At 38.7% G+C, this 20,226-nt stretch carries 17 protein-coding genes and 1 pseudogene; all 18 read left to right on the forward strand.

The annotated features are described in order from the left end of the window. Positions 1 to 16: 16 nt before the first annotated feature. Positions 17 to 1,660, forward strand: coding sequence for a PKD-like family lipoprotein (locus tag AB5542_RS03375; protein ID WP_087419317.1), 1,644 nt, complete (start codon positions 17 to 19; stop codon positions 1,658 to 1,660). Positions 1,661 to 1,662: 2 nt separating this feature from the next. Further along, positions 1,663 to 2,802 carry a TlpA disulfide reductase family protein gene (locus AB5542_RS03380; RefSeq protein WP_118302924.1) on the forward strand — a complete coding sequence of 380 codons (1,140 nt, stop codon included), beginning with the start codon at positions 1,663 to 1,665 and terminating at the stop codon, positions 2,800 to 2,802. 17 nt (positions 2,803 to 2,819) lie between these two features. Next, on the forward strand, positions 2,820 to 4,181 hold the full coding sequence (locus tag AB5542_RS03385) for a TlpA family protein disulfide reductase (RefSeq protein ID WP_279038665.1): 1,362 nt from the start codon (positions 2,820 to 2,822) through the stop codon (positions 4,179 to 4,181). 83 nt (positions 4,182 to 4,264) lie between these two features. Continuing rightward, positions 4,265 to 5,323, forward strand: coding sequence for an o-succinylbenzoate synthase (locus AB5542_RS03390; RefSeq protein WP_279038664.1), 1,059 nt, complete (start codon positions 4,265 to 4,267; stop codon positions 5,321 to 5,323). A gap of 5 nt (positions 5,324 to 5,328) precedes the next feature. Continuing rightward, positions 5,329 to 6,354: an AMP-binding protein gene (locus AB5542_RS03395; protein ID WP_279038663.1), complete on the forward strand. Its 1,026-nt coding sequence runs from the start codon at positions 5,329 to 5,331 to the stop codon at positions 6,352 to 6,354. Between the two features lie 57 nt (positions 6,355 to 6,411). Continuing rightward, complete coding sequence (locus AB5542_RS03400) at positions 6,412 to 7,326, forward strand: glutaminase (RefSeq protein WP_270543001.1); 915 nt, start codon at positions 6,412 to 6,414, stop codon at positions 7,324 to 7,326. Positions 7,327 to 7,389: 63 nt separating this feature from the next. Beyond that, on the forward strand, positions 7,390 to 8,652 hold the full coding sequence (locus tag AB5542_RS03405; protein ID WP_279038662.1) for a FimB/Mfa2 family fimbrial subunit: 1,263 nt from the start codon (positions 7,390 to 7,392) through the stop codon (positions 8,650 to 8,652). A 99-nt stretch (positions 8,653 to 8,751) separates the two neighbouring features. Further along, positions 8,752 to 9,468, forward strand: coding sequence for a YebC/PmpR family DNA-binding transcriptional regulator (locus AB5542_RS03410; RefSeq protein ID WP_087419310.1), 717 nt, complete (start codon positions 8,752 to 8,754; stop codon positions 9,466 to 9,468). A 247-nt stretch (positions 9,469 to 9,715) separates the two neighbouring features. Beyond that, on the forward strand, positions 9,716 to 10,921 hold the full coding sequence (locus AB5542_RS03415) for a site-specific integrase (RefSeq protein WP_288214999.1): 1,206 nt from the start codon (positions 9,716 to 9,718) through the stop codon (positions 10,919 to 10,921). 99 nt (positions 10,922 to 11,020) lie between these two features. Then, the gene (locus AB5542_RS03420) at positions 11,021 to 12,133 is read left to right on the forward strand and encodes a hypothetical protein (RefSeq protein WP_279039702.1); all 1,113 of its coding nucleotides are present in this window, start codon (positions 11,021 to 11,023) and stop codon (positions 12,131 to 12,133) included. Between the two features lie 165 nt (positions 12,134 to 12,298). Beyond that, complete coding sequence (locus AB5542_RS03425) at positions 12,299 to 12,460, forward strand: hypothetical protein (RefSeq protein WP_288215000.1); 162 nt, start codon at positions 12,299 to 12,301, stop codon at positions 12,458 to 12,460. Positions 12,461 to 12,471: 11 nt separating this feature from the next. Next, positions 12,472 to 13,740 (forward strand): hypothetical protein, encoded by a 1,269-nt coding sequence (locus tag AB5542_RS03430; protein ID WP_279039706.1) that lies wholly within the window; start codon positions 12,472 to 12,474, stop codon positions 13,738 to 13,740. Between the two features lie 587 nt (positions 13,741 to 14,327). Further along, a complete protein-coding gene (locus AB5542_RS03435; RefSeq protein WP_288215001.1) occupies positions 14,328 to 16,202 on the forward strand; it encodes a DEAD/DEAH box helicase family protein in 1,875 nt (624 codons plus the stop codon). A gap of 307 nt (positions 16,203 to 16,509) precedes the next feature. Continuing rightward, a complete protein-coding gene (locus AB5542_RS03440) occupies positions 16,510 to 16,707 on the forward strand; it encodes a hypothetical protein (RefSeq protein ID WP_279039708.1) in 198 nt (65 codons plus the stop codon). A 424-nt stretch (positions 16,708 to 17,131) separates the two neighbouring features. Beyond that, on the forward strand, positions 17,132 to 17,635 hold the full coding sequence (locus AB5542_RS03445) for a JAB domain-containing protein (protein WP_279039710.1): 504 nt from the start codon (positions 17,132 to 17,134) through the stop codon (positions 17,633 to 17,635). A gap of 649 nt (positions 17,636 to 18,284) precedes the next feature. Continuing rightward, entirely contained in the window at positions 18,285 to 18,680 is a 396-nt protein-coding gene (locus tag AB5542_RS03450; protein ID WP_279039712.1) for a hypothetical protein, read from the forward strand. 56 nt (positions 18,681 to 18,736) lie between these two features. Next, a complete protein-coding gene (locus tag AB5542_RS03455; protein WP_368242981.1) occupies positions 18,737 to 19,570 on the forward strand; it encodes a leucine-rich repeat domain-containing protein in 834 nt (277 codons plus the stop codon). 571 nt (positions 19,571 to 20,141) lie between these two features. Beyond that, positions 20,142 to 20,222, forward strand: a pseudogene (locus AB5542_RS03460) (YebC/PmpR family DNA-binding transcriptional regulator); the annotation flags it as partial. Positions 20,223 to 20,226 lie beyond the last annotated feature (4 nt).

Genomic DNA, 20,226 nt, shown 5'->3' on the forward strand with positions numbered 1-20,226 from the left:
TATAAAAAGATAGACTATGAAACAGATATTATATAGAATAAAATCACTTTTTTTACTTGTTGCAATAGCAGGTGGAATTAGTGCTTGTGCGGACGATAAAGGCAATTATAATTACCACGATATTCCGGAAGTAAAAATTGAAGGTATCGGTAGTTCGATCCAAGCTTTGGCATACCAAAATTTGTCTATCCCCGTGCAACTAGATGGCTTGGAAGCCGATGAGGATCGATATGAATACGAATGGCTGGCCATCCGGCAATTCGAGGCGGAAGACGCAAATGACTCCGCAAGTGAAGTGTTAGCTACCACAAAAGAATTTAATGATATTATATCTTTACGTCCAGGTCCTTATAAATTGATTTACACGGTAAAGGACAAACACCTGAACGTGTTTTATCAACAACAAGCGAATCTTTCCGTCGTTACAACCACTTCCGAGGGCTGGGTCCTTCTGTGTTCCGAGAATGGTAATGTTCGCCTGGATATGATCTCAACTGTATTAGGAGAAGAGGTACATTCGAAGGATATGCTTGCCGATTCGGATATGCCTTTCAAGAAAGGGCCGTTGGCTCTCATTGCTCTTAGTCCCGAAAACACGGAAGATATGAGTTCTGTACAACAAGTAGATCCTACCTCCCCATTCTATTTGCTCACAGAAGAAGGAACTACCCGGCTACATAAAGATGCTTTCGAATGGAAAGAAGAATATCTCATGAAATACGAAATGGGAGATATGAATGATGCCAAACCTATGCATATCACATCAGCAGGCTATTACCGCATGATGGTAACACCAGAGGGGGTATTTAGCAGTAATTATAGTATGGGAGCAGGAGCATTATGGGAATCAAGATTAAATTATCTTCGTAATGACGATAACACGAAAGAATATATACAAATCGCACCATACGTGGGATGTAACATCACAAATCCGATGCAATTTGCCCCGGTATTTATGTTCTATGATTTAGACCACAAACAATTTGTTTATCATCCGGGAGGAATGTATGGGGGATTAACCGGAGATCAAACTGTAGGTTGCTTGAGCATGAACGACGATGAAGCCGGAGGCAATGCTTTTTCATTCCCGATGGGTTACAACTACGTTTACATGGAGAATAGTGGACGTAACTACTCCGAATCCGCCATGATGCCCGGTTTCTTCAATAATATCACGTTCACGATCTTGGAGAACAACGGAATTTATCACCTTTACGGAATTACATTAGACGACTATTATATGGCATTGATGGGAATGCCGGCATACACGAAAACCCATTACGCAAACCTCTCTAATTGCACTGATATAACACAAGCGGAACATTTTGCATTCAGCCCCTTAAACGATCAAATGTTTTATGCCGTAGATGGAAAAGTCTACCGGGTAAATCTGGACACGAGTACCCCTTCTTCCGAATTTCAGTTTGAAGTTCCGGGAGAAATCACTTGCCTGAAATTTTATCTATACAGGAATGCAGAAAATGCCAGACGTTCTTACGACCTGATCGTGGGCAGTGACAAGGGGGGTACTGACGGAGGTGAACTCAGAGTGTACGAGGCGGTTGATAACCTGGCACAAATAACCGATTATAAAGAATACCATTCCGGTTTCGGCAGAATCGTGGATATTATCTATAAAGAACCTCTAACTCAAGAATAAAAATGAAACACATTTTATTTATCATGTTCCTTCTATCCATCTTCAGTTGTACAAAACACAACGGGTACTCCCTCTCGGGGGAGGTACCCGAAGCTTGGGAAGGTAAACCCGTGTTCTTGATGCTTAATGACATAAATCAACCTTATGCCATTGACAGTACCCAAATATCAAACGGGAAATTCCTCTTGGAAGGAAAATTTGATATTCCCCGTTATTGCAGCGTACTCATTTACCTGGATCCCAATAACCGTTCGGATCGGAGTAAACTGGTCAATTTTTCGCTCTTTCTTGACAGTACGGCCGTGAAAGCGGTTTGCGACAATTCAGGAAAGGCTCCCGTGTTCAGCATTTCGGGAAGCAACACACAAGATGCTTTCCAAAATTATACAGATCAGATACAACCTCTTCAAGCCGATCGCAAAAAAACGTTCACTGCCTACACCCAAGCCTATTACTATGGTAACGACTTGACCAAAGCGATAGATCTGGCCAAACAAACGACAGCAAAGGCACGAAAAATACAAGATGCCCAAATAAAATATATCAAAGATCATCCCGAATCCGTGATTAGCTTACACGTCGCACAAGAACTCTGTAAAGGCAACTCATCACTTTCTCGGCAAGAGACGGAGCAACTGTTCACGGCACTCTCTCCCCGTTTACAAGAATCCGAAATGGGGAAATCACTGCGGGAAACAATACAACGTAAACAAATATTCATCGGACAACCTTTTCTGGATAAAGAACTTATCGCCCCCGATGGCAGCAGTAAAAAGATCTCCGATTTCGTAGAACCCGGACATATTACCCTGATCGAATTCTGGGCTTCATGGTGTCAGCCCTGCCGGGCAGAATTCCCCCACATCCGGAAAACATACGACAAATATCATCCGAAAGGATTTAATATCGTGAGTATCTCCATCGACTCGAAACGGGAAAACTGGCTCACGGCCTTAAAGGAGGAAAACTTATCCTGGGGCCAACTACTCGACCGGAGAACACCCCCGGGAGAATCTGCATTCAAAGCATATAACTTGACGGGCGTTCCTTCCTCCATTCTCGTGGATGCTCAAGGAAATATTCTTAGCATAAACGCACGAGGCGGGTGGCTTGATGCCGCAATGCAAGAAATATATGATTAATAATTAATATCATCGAAATGAGAAATCTTATATTTATCATCTTATTCTTTATCGCTAACGCTTGTTCGAATTCACAAAAAAACAAGGACGATATTGTTGTCAATTTCAACGTTCAGAACCCGACTTACTCCAAAGTCGCCATTGTTCAAAGCCCGGAATTAATCGACGAAATCGAACTGGACAAGAACGGTAAGGCCACCTGTACCTTACAAGGCGATTTAATATATGCCCGCTTGTTCTATGGCGAAGAGTCCAAGAATGTCTTTTTTCAAAAAGGGGACCAACTTACTATCTCCTTCGATGCCGGTAAATTCAAGGACGAGATTCGATTCGAAGGCAAAAACGCCCCGGTCAATGACTACCTCAACGCGATCACATACACGGAAATCGCTCCGGATGAATACGGTCGCCCGCTAGACGAGCTAATCACACTTGTTCAACAAAAAACAGACGAGGCAATCAAATTATTACAAGCCAGGAAACTAGAAACCGTAAATCCCGATTTCGTTACCTGGGAAAAAGGACGTATAAAATACATGTATGCCTTCAATATACTCATGCATCCCATGGGATATGCCTACTTGACACAAGACACAAGCTATCAGCCGGGACCGGAATATTACAATATGTTAAGCCAACTCATACAAGGAGACGAACAGCTTGTTCATCTCCCGTTATACAGGGAATTTGTTGCGGAAGCGGCAATCCTCCTTGCCTCTCCGGGAAAACGGATACCGAACCTTTACGACAGATGCGTGAGTCAAATGAAATATCTTGCCGAAAACATCCAGAACGAAAAGGTAAAACAGGTCATTCTGAACGATATTGCCATGAAATACGTGAAGAAAAATGGAATTCGCAACATTACCGATCTGGAAAATATCTATAACGCTTACGTCACCGATCCCGATCTACGAGCCGCATATAAAGAGATTCGTGATCAATGGGATCTCACATCGGTCGGACGCCCATCTCCTGACTTTAAAGGACAGGATATTAACGGGAAAACTTTATCCTTGAAAGACTTCAACGGGAAATACCTGTACATCGACGTTTGGGCAACCTGGTGCGGTCCCTGCAAAAAAGAAATCCCGTTCCTGAAAGAACTGGAGAAGAAATTCGAAGGAAAAAACATCACGTTCCTAAGTCTTTCCACCGATCAGAACAAAACAGACTGGGAAAACATGGTTAAATCCGGAGAACTCTCCGGCACCCAACTTCTAATCGGGCGAGGCAGTCAATTCCAGAAAGATTATAATATAAATGGAATTCCTCATTTTATACTACTCGACCCGGAAGGAAAAATCGTTAACGCCAGCATGATCCGTCCTTCCTCACCGGACATCGAAAAAGTTTTAAATGCCTTACCCGGCATTTAATATACAAATCAAGGAGTTTTAAATAAAACTCCTTGATTTCATTTACAGAATACCTTACTTTTGCTTGTACTAAAAAATAAACTATGCTACAAGCAACATATTCAAAATATAACCTACACTTCAAGCAACCGGCAGGAACTTCACGAGGGATTCTCACGGAAAAAGAAACTTGGTTTATCAAAGTTTGGGAGTCGGAACAACCCGAAATATACGGACTGGGAGAGTGTGCTTTGTTTCGGGGATTAAGTGCAGATGACCGTCCGGAATTCGAGAAAATATTAAAAGAAACCTGCGAAGGTTTCAGCAACCTACGTGACATCCGCTACTTGCGAGATTGGAGTTCTATCCAATTCGGCTTGGATACCGCTCTAGCGGATTTAAAGCATGGTGGTAAACGCATCATTTACCCCACCCCTTTCACCGAAGGACAAACAGATATCGAAATCAACGGTTTGATCTGGATGGGTTCCAAAGATTCCATGCGCCAACAGATTATCAAAAAGTTGGATGCCGGATTCCATTGCATTAAATTGAAGATAGGAGCTATCGATTTCGAGGCAGAGCTCGACCTGTTACGCATGATTCGGTCACAATTCAGCAAAGAGCTAATAGAACTCCGGGTTGATGCCAACGGAGCTTTCTCCCCGAAAGATGCACCCCGCAAACTGGAACAATTGGCTCAATATGATATTCACTCTATCGAACAGCCCATCCGTCAAGGACAATGGGAAGAAATGTCTCGTCTATGCCGAAATACCCCTATCCCGATTGCCCTAGATGAAGAATTGATCGGAATCGAAGGATTAAACAAAGACAAGTTACTTGATACGATTCGCCCCCAATACGTCGTAATAAAACCATCTCTTTTAGGCAGTTTTTCGGGTTCATGGGAATGGATTGCCCGTTCCCGAGAACGTAACATCGGCTGGTGGATTACTTCCGCACTGGAATCCAATATCGGGTTGAATGCCATCGCACAATGGACGGCTTATATTTTGGAGTGTCACCCCACGGATATGCCTCAAGGATTGGGAACGGGGCAACTCTACACGAATAATATCCCTTCACCCTTGGAGCAAACCGGCTCGACCATCCGGTACAACCCACAGGCAAGTTGGAATTTATCTCCCATTTCGTTTTAAAAGCCATGAACATCAGACTAAACGGTAAACGGTACACGGATTTAAACATGCTCACGGGAAATATCGACCCGGAAGTCATCGCCTTTTTACAGGAATGGTATAACGAAAAAGAAGAAGTTATCGGGCATACTTCCGGTTCCACGGGGAAACCGAAAGAAATCCGGTTACTGAAAAAAGACATGATCGCGTCCGCTAGACTAACAAACGAATATTTCCACATAGGTCCTCAATCCCGCTTGTTACTTTGTCTCTCCCCGACTTATATCGCAGGGAAAATGATGATCGTCCGCACCATCCTCTCGGAAGCCGACCTGATCACGATAAAACCGACCTCTTCTCCCCTGCAAAACATCGAGGGCGACATTGACTTTGCCGCCATGGTTCCCATGCAAGTTGAAACCACCTTGGTCAACCCGGAAACTCGTTCCCGATTCGCTCGCATCAAGCAAGTGATCATTGGCGGGGCAGCCGTTTCCCCCACGTTAGAACAACGTCTTCAAGAGCTGCCGACAAGATGTTATGGCACTTATGGCATGACTGAAACCGTTTCGCATATTGCCCTGCGGGAAATCAATAGCGAAAGAAAATCCCCCGCCTATTTTGCCCTGGGAAAAGTGTCCTTCTCCACGGACGAAAGAGGATGCCTGGTCATCAACACCCCGCATCTCCAACAACAGAGATTCATCACGAACGATATTGTCCAGCTTGTTGACACCACTCATTTCGAATGGTTGGGACGCCATGATAACGTGATCAATTCCGGTGGAGTAAAACTATTCCCGGAAAGCATAGAAGCCCGTATCGCCTCTTTTCTAAGCCAACGTTTCTTTATCACGGCTGAAGACGACAATCGGCTAGGACAAAAAGCCGTGCTTGTCATAGAATCGCTCCCCTGGGACGAGGCCGAATGTCAGCAATTGCTATCCCGACTTAAATCCTGTTTATCTCCTTACGAAGTTCCCAAGAACATATATTTTCAAGAACATTTCACGGAAACCTATTCCGGCAAAATTGTACGAAAAATAAAATAAACACGTACCGATGAATCATTTACTTTCTTATCTTTGCCCCCGTTTAAAACGTTTGCAATGGATTACAAGGAAGTTATTGACAACATATATAACGAGGTAAAACCCCTCTTCGGACAAGGTAAAGTAGCTGATTACATCCCTGCCTTGGCAAATATCAACCCGCGCCAATACGGGATTGCCATAGCCACTCTCGACGGTCAGATCGTCGGCACGGGAGACTACCAAACCAAATTTTCCATCCAAAGTATTTCGAAAGTCTTTACTCTCGCCATGGTCGTTCGCCATATGGGGGGAGACCTGTGGAAATACGTGGGCCGGGAACCTTCTGGAACCCCGTTTAACTCGCTGGTTCAGTTGGAACACGAACAGGGAATCCCGCGTAATCCGTTTATCAACGCCGGGGCTCTCGTGGTTACGGATAAAGTGATGAACCTTTACCACCGACCGAAAGAAGCCATCCTGCAATTCGTGAGAAGCGTGGCCGGAAACGACGACATTTACTATGATAAGACGGTGGCCCAATCCGAATTTGAACACGCTAGCCGGAATCAAGCCCTGGGACATTTCATGAAAAGTTTCGGTAACATCGACAACGACGTGGACTCGCTGATCGACGTGTACTGCAATCAATGCAGTATCGCCATGACGTGCGAGGATCTTGCAAAATCATTTCTGTTTCTGGCCAACCACGGGATCAACCCGCACAACAACGAGAATATACTCACCGTGAGCCGCTCGAAACGCCTCAGCGCGCTCATGCTGACCTGTGGTTTCTACGACGAATCCGGGGAGTTCGCTTTCCGTGTAGGAATGCCGGGGAAAAGCGGTGTCGGAGGAGGCGTGGTAGCCATCATCCCGGGCAAACTCAGTATCGCCGTGTGGAGTCCCGAACTGAATGAACACGGGAACTCGTACATGGGTATCGAAACGCTCGAACGGTTTACCACGAACATCGGGATCTCTATTTTTTAACAAGACCTCACCTTGCTAAAAGTTACAAGTTGCAGGTTTACCAGTTACAAGTTCAAAAACACAATGAGAAAAATAATATTTTTACTGGTAACGCAGTTTGTACTTTTTTCATGTCAGAAAAGCAAAGTCATGGAAGGGCAGGAGATACAAATCCCGCTTGAATGTAACACTTCCGAGGAATTTTCCATACACCACTTGCACCTGTTTGCCATTGACCGGGATAATCGTATCGCCCGTCATGAAACGTTTACATCATCGGACATTCATGAAAACACTCTTCACGCTACTCTCCCTCTGGGCAGATACAGATTAGCCCTCGTGGCCAACGCTCCCAAGGGAAACATGGTTATTCCGGAAACCGGAGAAACACTTGAAAACTTGTTCCTTTGCCTACCACATGAAGAAAACACTTACCAAGAGGCCAGCGACATCTCCACGGCTCTACAAAGTGTCAGTATCACGGAAAATAAAAATGCCCTTCCCCCGATCCGGCTCTTCCGGAGAACGGGAACATTACAGGTTTCTCTCCACGCAATTCCAAAGGAAATATCCAACCTAAACCTAGAATTGTCTTTCATCCCGTCCTCTGTCAGTTTTTCCGGATCAACCACTAACACCTTCGGCACGATCACGAAACCCGTGGATCATCAAGGAAAAGTAATGATTCGGACCTTCCCCGCCAAAAAGGGGGAAACCACACTTTCTGTTACCTACGATGAAGACAACACGTCAAAGCGAAAAATTATCCCCTTCTCGATAGCTATCGACACGAATCAAACCATTCACGTGGAATGTAATTTCCCGGAATTAACCGAAGGCGGGATACAAGGAAATGGGGAAAGCTTATTACGGAACGGGAATTTCGAGGAATGGAGTAACCCGGCAAAAGAACCCGACCATTGGCATTTTTATAAAGACGGGAAAGACAGTATCGCCCTCAAGATCACGAGCTCCCAAGCCCGTTCCGGACAAGCGGCCTACCTACAAGGTAAAACTTACCTGTACCAAGATGTAGAAATTGAAACCGGCAAACGCTACGAGATAAAAATGCACGTGAATGCCCCTTCTCCCTCTTTTCCGTGGAAATATTACTGTTACTGGCGTAAAACCAAAAGCACAGCACTCCCGGCAGAACACAACAAGCCCATACAAGCCCAGAGTTACCTGAAACAAACGAACGGCTGGATCAACGTGTTCAACGGCAAATCATTCACCGCTCCGGAAGGAGCTAAACTTTTACGGGTAGAAATCCGTACCTATGGCAAAAAGATCACCCCCGAAGAGGGAATATATATTGATGATTTCAGTGTAGAACTCGTGGAATGAAACTCATTCTCAACACAAAATCGCTGAATTCCTTTTTTGTTTTAAGTAGAAAAACTAAATTCGCGTTTCAAATTGTTATATAAATAAGATTCACATCATATGGGAAGAGCGTTCGAATACCGTAAAGCACGGAAGCTAAAGAGATGGGGCAATATGGCCCGTACGTTTACCAGAATAGGAAAAGAGATTGATATTGCCGTAAAAGCCGGCGGTCCGGACCCAGCGAATAACACGCGTTTACGTATACTTATCCAAAACGCCAAGGCTGAAAATATGCCGAAGGAGAACGTCGAAAGAGCTATCAAACGCGCCGTTTCAAAAGATACTTCTGATTACAAGGAGATCGTTTACGAGGGATACGGTCCTTTCGGTATCGCCATCGTGGTAGAAACCGCAACAGACAATAACACCCGTACCGTTGCTAACGTACGTCATTGCTTCAATAAATACGGCGGTTCTTTAGGAACAACCGGTAGCCTCGATTTCTTGTTCGATCGGAAATGCGTGTTCAAAATTACCCGCCCGGAGAACTTTGACCTAGAAGAATTTGAATTGGAAATGATTGACTACGGTGCCGACGAAATCTTCGAGGACGAAGAAAATCACGTGATCATCTACGGTTCATTCGAAGCGTTCGGGGCTATTCAAAAATATTTGGAAGATAACCACTACGAAATGGTCAGCGGAGAATTCGAGCGTATCCCTCTTGATACAAAAGAATTAACCGACGAACAAAGAGAAACCGTGGACAAATTGCTGGAGAAATTAGAAGAAGATGATGATGTAACTAACGTTTATCACAACATTAAAGAATAATTTTCTTGCAGATTAAAAAATATTGTTGCATATTTGCACCCGCAAAACGGTTAAAAGCCCTTGCAACAAGGAAGACTTCGTAGCTCAGCTGGTAGAGCAATTGACTCTTAATCAGCTTTTATGATAAAGAAAGCACTAAAAATCAAGCACTTACAAAAGTAGGTGCTTCTTTTTTTATCCATTTTTAGGCAGATTTTCACCCCCAGTTAAACCATGAGTTAAACCAAGAGTTAAACCGAAATCTATCATGAGTACAGGAATTAACATCTTGTGTTACAAATCAAAAACACTTGCAAATGGGGAACACCCTTTAATGCTTAGAGTATGTAAAGATGGTAAAAAGAAATACATCAGTTTAGGTCTATCAATTGCAGAACAATATTGGGATTTCACAAAAAACAAACCAAAACTCAATTGTCCCAATAAAGAGTACATAGAAACCCTCATAGCAAATAAAACCAAAGAATTTAATGAAAAGGTTATTGAATTCAAATCTGAGGACAAAGAATTTACAGCAAGAACTCTCATTGAAAAGGTTTCCAAACCAACAAAGAAAAAGACTGTTGGAGAATTCTTTTTGGAACAAATAGAACAACTCCAAATAGCCAAAAGAACAGGATATGCAAAATCCCATTACCATGTTTACAATTCCTTGATGAAATTTAATGGCCATCTTGATATTTATTTCTCTGATATTGATATTCTTTGGCTAAAAAAATATGAGGAATGGCAAAGAGCGAATGGAGATGCAGAGAACTCTATTGGAATAAGATTCAGAACATTAAGAGTTGTCTATAATCATGCAATTGAAGAAAACCTTGTTAAAGAGGAATACTACCCATTCCGTAAATTCAAAATTTCAAGACTACATGAAGTTACAGCTAAAAGAGCAATTGTAAAAGAAGAAGTGATGCAAATTATCAACTATAATTATACCGGCAAAGACTTATATATTCATTTAGCCATTGATTTATTTTCATTCTCTTATTTCATGGGAGGCATCAATTTCATTGATATGGCTTACCTTACCCATGAAAACATAATAGATTCTCGATTAATTTACAGAAGAAAGAAAACAAGGAAACTCATTAAACTTCCTTTACTCCCCAAAGCCTCTGAAATTATCGACAAATACAAAACTGAAGGTAGTCCTTTTCTCTTCCCCATTTTATCAACATTCCATCAAACAGAAATTCAACAAAGAAATAGAATTCATAAAACAATTGTTAAAGTAAATCGGCGATTAAAAAACATTGGTAAAGAACTTGGGATAGATAAGAAATTGACAACCTATGTTGCTAGACACTCTCATGCAACCACATTAAAAAGAGCTGGTGTAAGCACATCTATCATCAGTGAGGCATTGGGACATAGTTCTGAAAAAGTAACCCAAATTTACTTGGATAGCTTTGAAAATACCCAAATGAGTAATGCAATGCAAAACCTTTTATAGTCACAAAGTCCTGTTTCCAGCTTGGATTCAGGACTTTTTTTTCTCTTTCCTTGTATAATTAATCAAATTCTGTCCCTATCTTTGAAAACAAAAAGCATCATGGAAAGCGTGGATCAAAAAGATGAGCAATATCTAGGCTATCAATTTAACGGTGGGGATTTAAAAGAGATACTCCCAGTAATGCAAAAACATTTTTCATTCACTCTCCTTGAAATAAATGGTATGCTGGACTGGTGCAACAAGAAACTATATAACAATCAAGCCACAGAAACCACCGTTGATGAAAAAGGAATGCATCATTCACGTTTCAATCCAAAGAAATTTTTCATTGAAGAGAACCATCCAATCACTATTGTCTACCCAGAATCACTGGCTAAAAAGATACAGGAATTCTTTGATGATGAATCCAATTTAATCAAGGATGAGAAACAGAAGATCATCCTGTGGATAATGTTTTACGTTTACAGTGAATCTATCATTGAACCAGATTATTCAGAATGCTGGGACTACAATTACAGGATTTTCTATGAATTTGTGAGACCAGATATGCTGGCTCTATATAAATTCCTGCATGATAATCATAAAAATTTCTCTTCCGATCAACAAGAGTACAAAGACTCTCCAAAATATAGAATGGAAGGGGCATGGTCTGATCCATATAAAAATATAACACTTTCTTATGGAAAACATTCCCTTACATTGAACAACATGAATAACTGGTTTCTCACCCACCTCACAGAGTACATCAGCCAGTATTTAAAAGAGGATAATATCAAAGATGTTGAATTTGAATTGAGGGAATATAAAAACAAAGTGGGAGCAAAACCTGATCATGACTTCCACAGGATAGTAACCCAGTTGTACCACTTCTTGCAGGATGAAACTCCTTACCATGATCCGGATGGGAAAACAACTGATAAAATCTGCACTTTCATCACCAAATTTTTGGAGGTTCTGGGATTCCTTACCATAGTCCCGGATGATGATGAATTTAATATTAAAAAAGAAGAGAAGAAAAGGAGCAAGATTCTCTCGACTTGGGTCAACAACATTCGCACTAACATCAAGTACAATCTAGAGAGAGAAAAAGAGAGAGGGGCATATAAAAGCAAGAAACAAGAATTTTTTGAAAAAGCCTCTATTCAACCAGAATCTAATGAAGAAGAAGAAGGGAAGACATTAATGGAGATATGGAATCCCAAGTACTGGTAAAAATTTAAGCCATGAAACTCTCTTAACTATCTGGTTTCTACTACATAGAAAATTCACCCCTATCTTCTGGAATTACATTTTTTCCTGCCAAAATCCATTGCCATACTTTTGCACTGTAATCAACATCATAAAGTTGGTTACGGTGTTCTTTAGCTATTGAACAAAATGATGAATGTAAGGTTGAGAGGATTCCCGTCTCACAAGGTGGGACACTCCAATATAAAAGAAAAAATGGAGAATTTGGAAACTTCACCCCCGAAACTCATCACCCCCAGAAAGGATGAAATGGCCAATTATTCGGAATGGGGATTATTGTTAAACAATTAATTTTCAATACTATGTTAGAAAATAATAATAAAATCGTTGGTAATAACCAACAAACAGAGAGTGAGGCAAAATTAGTAAGTAACACTTTAAATCCAGAAAGCATGGAAGACAAGGATACACTCAAAAGAGAATTGGAGGGTAATAACATGGAAATAAATAATTTAAAAAATAGCACTATGAAAATTTCATTGGAAGAATTAATTAATGAGCTTGACTTATCAGCTACAATCAAGAGTCTATATGAAGAACTCAAAAAAGCAAAAGAAAAATTGGCGCAAGCCAAAGAGGAGAGGAAAAAAAACGCACTGAGAAAAGTTGCGCGAGCCAAAAAGGCTCTAAAAGAAGAATTACAAAAAAATCTTCTCCCCACTCCTATTGAAAAATGGAAACCAAAAGAAGAAGAGGGGAAATTAGTAATCGAAAGAAAGATAGAAATGGTCATACTAGGGTATGCTCCCTCTATAATCAACTTATCCACAACTAATGACAAGCTGGCAATGGATATTGTGAATGATGATCTACTAGAAAAAGATTCAACAAAATATCTAGCAACAGCGGATATTTTCTATCAAGAAAATATCGAATTAAGAGATCTTAACGGGAATATCATTCCCGCAAACACGGCAGATGTTTGCTATATGCTTGGAAGTGTAAAAGATCAAAGAATTATTCAAGCTATACACAAATTAAATATCGATGCTCTAGTTGAGGGGACTGATTTAAGAATCATCAAAAACATACAAAAAAGAGAATTTACCTCTATAAAAGAGCTTGCTAAATATTGCAGTACCAATACACTACTGGACAGAAGTTTAAAGGGCAAGGAAAAATTATCCTTGGCAGTTTTAGCCACAGAAGATGAATTCATCAAAAAAATTAGTGAAACTTGTGCGTCGGAAAAAATGCCAGCAAGTACAGCTATAAAGTACTATAATCTTGGAAAAAGATTTACAAACACAGAACTATGCAATGCAGCTAGAGGAATCCTCACAGGGGAATTCAAATATGATTTATCTTGTGGAGACAAGATAATAGCAGTTTTGCATGAATTAAATTTTGGAGAAGAGATCAAGAAAAGGTACATTATAGATGCTTTTGCAAGTTTCACAAACCTCCAAAATGAAAAAGAAGAACCGTATGGTTTTCACACTGCATTAGAAGCTCTAAGAGCTTTTAATACCTCTGATATAAAGATAATACAAGCAACTAAAACAGATAAAGTAAACCTAATAGTTTCAAGGCTGACAGCAAGAATTCCAAAAGAAGAAATGAAAGCTTAGAATTATCAAAAGGGGACTGGCTCAACTCCTAGTCCCTTTTATCTAAATCATAATACAATGCCCTTGTTTATCTCAAAAAACAAGGTGGGGAATTATTATCCATGAATGACCTTTCAGGGAGTTATTCAAGGTTGGATCACTATTATTTCATATCTACCCCCACCTGTCAACAAGGCAAACAAGGGGAATCATCCTTTAGCCTGTTAAATCATCAAACCTCTATAATCACACCATCCAAAAAACAATAAAACCTATCCTCCTCTCATTTCTTAATAAATGTAAAATTTTTCCTGCACTTCACTTGGAAATGTTGTGAAGGTTATATATCTTTGTAACATAATTAAAGGATGTTTCACATCCTTCCTAGATACCATTTTACAGGGCAAATTTCCATTTCTACCTGTAAATAACACCATCCAGATAGATTATATCAAAATAGATAAACCTTTACATACAGGCTTATAATGTGTTAAAAATAACTCACGAGAAGTGATGTTTACCTTCAACACTTCAACCTGTTTTATATAGTAAAAATAACAATCGAAGTGTTGAAGGAAAATTAAGAATTAACTAAATCTTAGAATTTTATGGAATGTAAAAAGTTTACATTCAAGGAAAAGTTATCAGAAACAAGGTTTCTTGATGACTTGGATTTTAATGAAGAGTTTAAAATCTACGTGGATTGTCCAACAAGTGGTGGGAAATCCTATTACATTCTCAATTATCTAAAAGAGAGGGAGATAAAAGCTGTTTTTGTTGTTGATACCATTAACTTGGCAAAACAACTATCAGCTCAGTACCAGATACCATATTACACGGCAGATCATAGAGAAGATTTCAATTCAAGTTTGATCATCACCATACAGCACCATATCCCTAAATTTGAAAGCAGGGAGACCGTGATTATTGATGAGGCTCACACTCTAGTCACACAAATTGGCTGGAAAGGGAGTACTATCGAAGAAGTGATGACTTCTCTAGAATTTTACAAGAGGATCATATTCCTCTCTGGCACACCTGTCACCAGTGATGATAATATATTTAAAGGGATGCAGGTGCTAAAAGCAAGGAAAGAGATTCCAGACAAAAGAGAGCTAGGGTTTGTCCCCTATAAAGATTTAGCAGGTGGGATTATTGAATTATGCTTGTTTGCAAGGAGGAACAACAAGATCCCTGTTATTTCTTTACTTGATAAATCCACTCTACTCCCCGAGGTTATAGAAGAATTGAAGAAGAGGGGGATTGAAAGAATTGCCGCTATTAATTCAGAAACAAAGGTTATCAAGAAAGAAGGGCAAAAGGTAGAGGAAGAGGATAAATTAATTGTCAAGGACATGGGAGCTGAAAGTGAAGGGGATAAAACCGATTACCTCTCCCAGCTAGTTAATGAATGCAGGATTGATGCAGAGGTGATCTTCACCACTTACACTCAAGGATATTCATTACTGGGAAAGAATTATTTCCTTGTTATCGCACCGGGGAAGAATAGACATACCTATGTTGACATTGTGCAAATGATGAACAGGTTTAGAGAGGACACTAGTGTTACATCTCTCATCCTCACCAATGCCACATGGGTAAAAGAAGAGGATAGTGGGATATACAATTTCCCTTCTATTTTTGATTTTCTAAAAGACCAGCTAACAACTGGTGCCAAAAAAAGGATGGAGGAACTGGTGAAAATAACTAAAAGCACTAGGAAATTAAAAAGGCAGCTAAAATTACAAGCTAATGAATTTGACCAGTACATAAATGTGACCAGAGAGATTGATCACCAAGGAATAGCTTTTAGCGCTTTCAAGAAGATTAACTATACTATTTATGAACAATTACACAGGATGAATAAAGTCCTGCAATATTACAATATCACCCTATGCAATTCTGGACTTGAATCCAAACTAGTACTAGATTGTGATAATGAAGAGAACAAGGAAAATAATAATGATAATAACAAAATTGATCATGACATGAAAAAACAAGAAACATTGAAAGCTATTGATTTGTTTTACAAGTCAAAACAACACGAGACAACTACCTTCATGGGCAAAGAGTACTCTCATCCAGTCTTGGGGGTGAAGATCGACAAGGATTCCCTGCAATATACCGTGGAAAGAACTTATAAAGAACTACTTACCCTAGGTTTACAGGATGAAGAGATTAGAGAATTGCAGGAACAACACCTGCACAACACTAAAAAGATGAATCAAGTGATCGCTTGCAAGAAGATCAGGCATAGCACTGATCCCACCTTGATCACCTTCAGAACCCTCCTACTCTCAGAGTTTAAAGTGGGTGAAAGGTTAACTGGTGATGAGATCACTGAAAGGATGAACAAGTTACTTGTTAGAAACAGGATGGAAAAGATGTTACATAATAATGCTGTCCAATATTTTAGATTGTTGTTTCACACTAAAGAGTATAACAATCATGGAAGAAGTTACGAGATTATTGAAACCTTCTAACTACTTCCAATCAATGAAAATCTTGTAAACCATCCAGATGAAAAAGCCACTGGAACAGGTGAATTTCTTTACCCCCTGTTTTGGAACATTATAGAGATACAGGTAAAATCATCTATTCCATGTAAAATAAACACCACAAGCAAGCATTAGCTAGATAAAAGAAGTGAAGGTTACAGCTATATTTAATAACTGGTAGCTCTTCACTCTTTCCCTCTCCCTACACTTCTACATGATTATTACTTTAAAAATAACAGTTTGAAATGTTGGGAGAGAATTATCATTTACTACAAACTTAAAACAAAACAACATGAAGAAAAAAGAAAAAAAAGAGAAGGAGCAATCTCCAAGTTTCGTTCCATTTAAAATAACGGAACATTACAATCATTCAACTGATATTGAATACCTCAATCATGATCTACTTCGAGAAGGTTCTGCGAGGTTATGGCAGCATTTACAAGAACTGGCAAGGAGTGGGAAACTGGATACAATTCTAGTTGATATTTAATTCATCAAGCAATCACTGCAAAGTGGTTGCTTTTTTTATACCCATGCTACACTTCTGGTAAATAAGCCTTATCCTTCTTTACCCCTCTGGTACCCACCTCTCCCATCCTTTTCCTTCTAGAATGATGATGATAAAAATTAAAAAGGAAACATTCATTCCCCCTCATACACTTTGATTGATATATATACTATAATATATACCATTGAAGTGTTGGGAGAGGATGATTGATTAGCTTGTTATTTTTATAAAGATGGTACAAGTAGAAAATTTATCAAGCTAGATGAGTGATTAGACTATTCAACCTCACATCCCCCGGTATGACCTTAATTAAAAACAAAATAGAAGTGGGTAACTTGTAATGAAACTTCATTCATGTTACCCACTTCTATTTAAAACCAGTTTCTCATCAATTAAATTTATGATCATGAATGAAAAGAATCTATCATCACCAGTTATCAATGAAACTAGAACAGGAGAAGATTATAATGATCTAACACTATTACCAGAGGTGGAGATTAAATACAAGCCAGAGGTTAAACCCAAGGATAGACCAAGGGTCACGATGGCGATGGAGGCATATAAACTCATCAGACCCTTTTTTGAAGGTTGTTTATATCACCATGAAGAGGCATGGGTGATGCTATTAAATACAAGCTGTAAAGTGTTAGGTGTCGCAAGATTGAGTGTCGGGAATCAAGAGCATACTATTATAGACCCAAGAACCACCTTGCAATTGATGATAAAGACCAATGCAGTCAATCTAATTATATTCCATAACCACCCAAGCCAGAGTTTAGCTTTCAGCCCAGAGGATATAAAAATAACCAAGAACATGATGGAGGCTTGCAAGCTGTTAAACATGAATTGTCTGGATCATATCATTGTCGGGGAAGATGGTTATTCCAGCTATTCAGAGGAAGGTTACTAGAGGGAATAATTATATTCAAGATAGATGAGAGATAAGAAATTTGAAAGGAATTTAAAATGGTACATGGTGATGTTTTTGATCACTTTCATTGGTTACATCATTGCCTTGTTCACCATCTATCCCAGATCAGCAATAGTGGAATCTTGTGCTGTTTTTATCTTTTTTATAATCCTGTTACTATCCAAGAGAGGGTAAGGATTTTCACCTCTTTGGTTGTTTATACTGGATATACAGCCAGAGAGGTGAATTGTAGAATGGTTATATATTAAGAGGAAGAGGAAGTTATTCACATTGAAATTTAATACTTTTGCCATACAGCCACCCCTGTTGAGCGTTTGTAGAATGCTAATTATTATTTACATTTGTGGTGTCCTTTGGAGTGATCTAGAGGGCAGACATATTAATAAGAAGTGTTTGGTTTTATCCTTATCTTTAAAATCGCCAAATTTAAAAGACTAAAGGGATAAACGGTACAAACGCTCATGCTTGCCATATATAATTCTAAATATATACTGGTCTAGTGTGGGGTGGCTGTTTATTTTTAGTCAGGTGTTTGGCGATACCTAAAGATAGATAAACTAGCAATCTCCACACTTCTTTATTTATATTAATTACCCTTGGGGGATTGGGGTAAATAATATCCAGTTGTATGCAAAAGGCGCATGACATTTTTGAAGTCCAGCTTTCTTGGAAAGGGATAAAAAAATTGGAAGAAACCAAACAAAAGCTCCATGATTTTTTGGTGTCCCAAGGTTGGCTATTCAATTCCATTGGAGACTTTTTTGTTAAAAACAATAAAGTGATAGAACTCCAACCCAAACTATCTTCTAGTTCTATATTTCAATTCCAAATTGGTAATGAGAACTATCCTATTAAAGAATTTGAAAAGATGAAAGAATTGTTACTACAAATGATCCAATGCAAGGATATTGAATATTTAGAAATTCAAGATATAAACCTAAAAGAAAGTGAAGAAGAGTTCAAAAATTTTCTGCATGAACAATCGCTTACTTACGATAAAGGGGAATGGCATACTTTAAAATAATAGAACATTTATATTATTCTTAATATCAATTATTTACAAACTTTAAATTTAACACTATGAAAAAGATTTTTACTTTATTAGTTATGGTTGCTTTAGCAGCTTGTTGGACATCATGCTCTGATGATGATAATGATGATAATACTAATTGGCAAGAAATTAAAGCGACTTTGGAAATTACTGATGCAACCTTAGCAAGTGCATTTGATTGTATGGAAGATGAAAAAGATGCTTATACAACTTGTAAAATAATCATAGATTGGGGAGATGGAACAATAGACGAATCTCCAAAACATTATTACTCGCAAAAAGGGATTTATTATGTGACTATTAAAGTCAAAAAAATAAAAAAATTGAATATAAGTTATTCTCAAGTTACTTCATTAAATCTAAGTGAAGCTACAGAATTAACAACATTATGGTGTCTAAACTGCAAATTAACCTCTTTGGATTTAAGCAAAAATATAAAATTAACAACATTAGGTTGTGGTAACAATAAACTAACTTCCTTGGATTTAAGTAGAAATATAAAATTAACAGAATTGGAATGTTACAACAATCAGCTAGTGTCTTTAGATTTGAGTAAAAACACAGAATTAACAAAATTAATCAGTTCTAGTAATCAACTAAGTTCATTAGATTTGAGCAAGAATATAAAATTATATTCATTAGATTGTTCTAGTAATCAACTAAGTTCATTAGATTTGACTAAAAATATAGAATTAATAGAATTAGATTGTGAGGAGAACCAATTCACACAAGAAACAGTCAACGCTCTTTTAACCAGTTTACCTATGGGGAAATATAATAACGGAGAATCAATTTCAACTCTTAAGATAAATGATAAATGGGATACTTCTATTGCTGAAGAAAAAGGTTGGAAAGTTAATTAACATCTTATTACTCATCAAGTCTTTTATCCCAATACTCTCGTTATTGGGATTTTTTCATTAAATCCCTATTCCCCTTCACAACAATCAAAACCAATCAATAACTTTAAAAATAATGACCTATGAGCAACACTAGCTAAATACCAACCACCAACACTTCAACCTGTAATATATAAGATATAAATACTATTGAAGTGTAGAGGATGAGATAATCAGTAGAACATCATTTTTACTCATTATCTCATGAATTTACTTAGAAATTTTCCTTACAACTAAGTAAAAAACATTCATCAAATAAAAACTTATCCTTATGAATACAAGCTAAATAAATACAATAGAATCGATCCAATCCATTACTAACAGATTCAAAATAATAGAGGCAAAAGTCAATGTCTCCCACAGCAATAATATATTCATATATAAATAGTTAAAAATTTATTCACATTCTTGGATAATTCCTAGTTTAACTAAAACCATTCTCTGAGTTAAACCATGAGTTAAACCAGAGATAAAATACCACCAATTTTAAGGGTAAAAATCACTAAAAATTAATTCTAATCTAAAGCTCTGATAAAGAGAAACGGTAGATAAATTGCTGGAGAAATTAGAAGAAGATGATGATGTAACTAACGTTTATCACAACATTAAAGAATAATTTT

The organism is Butyricimonas sp. RTP31003st1_G1_RTP31003_210430 (assembly GCF_040920905.1).
Classification (GTDB): domain Bacteria; phylum Bacteroidota; class Bacteroidia; order Bacteroidales; family Marinifilaceae; genus Butyricimonas; species Butyricimonas paravirosa.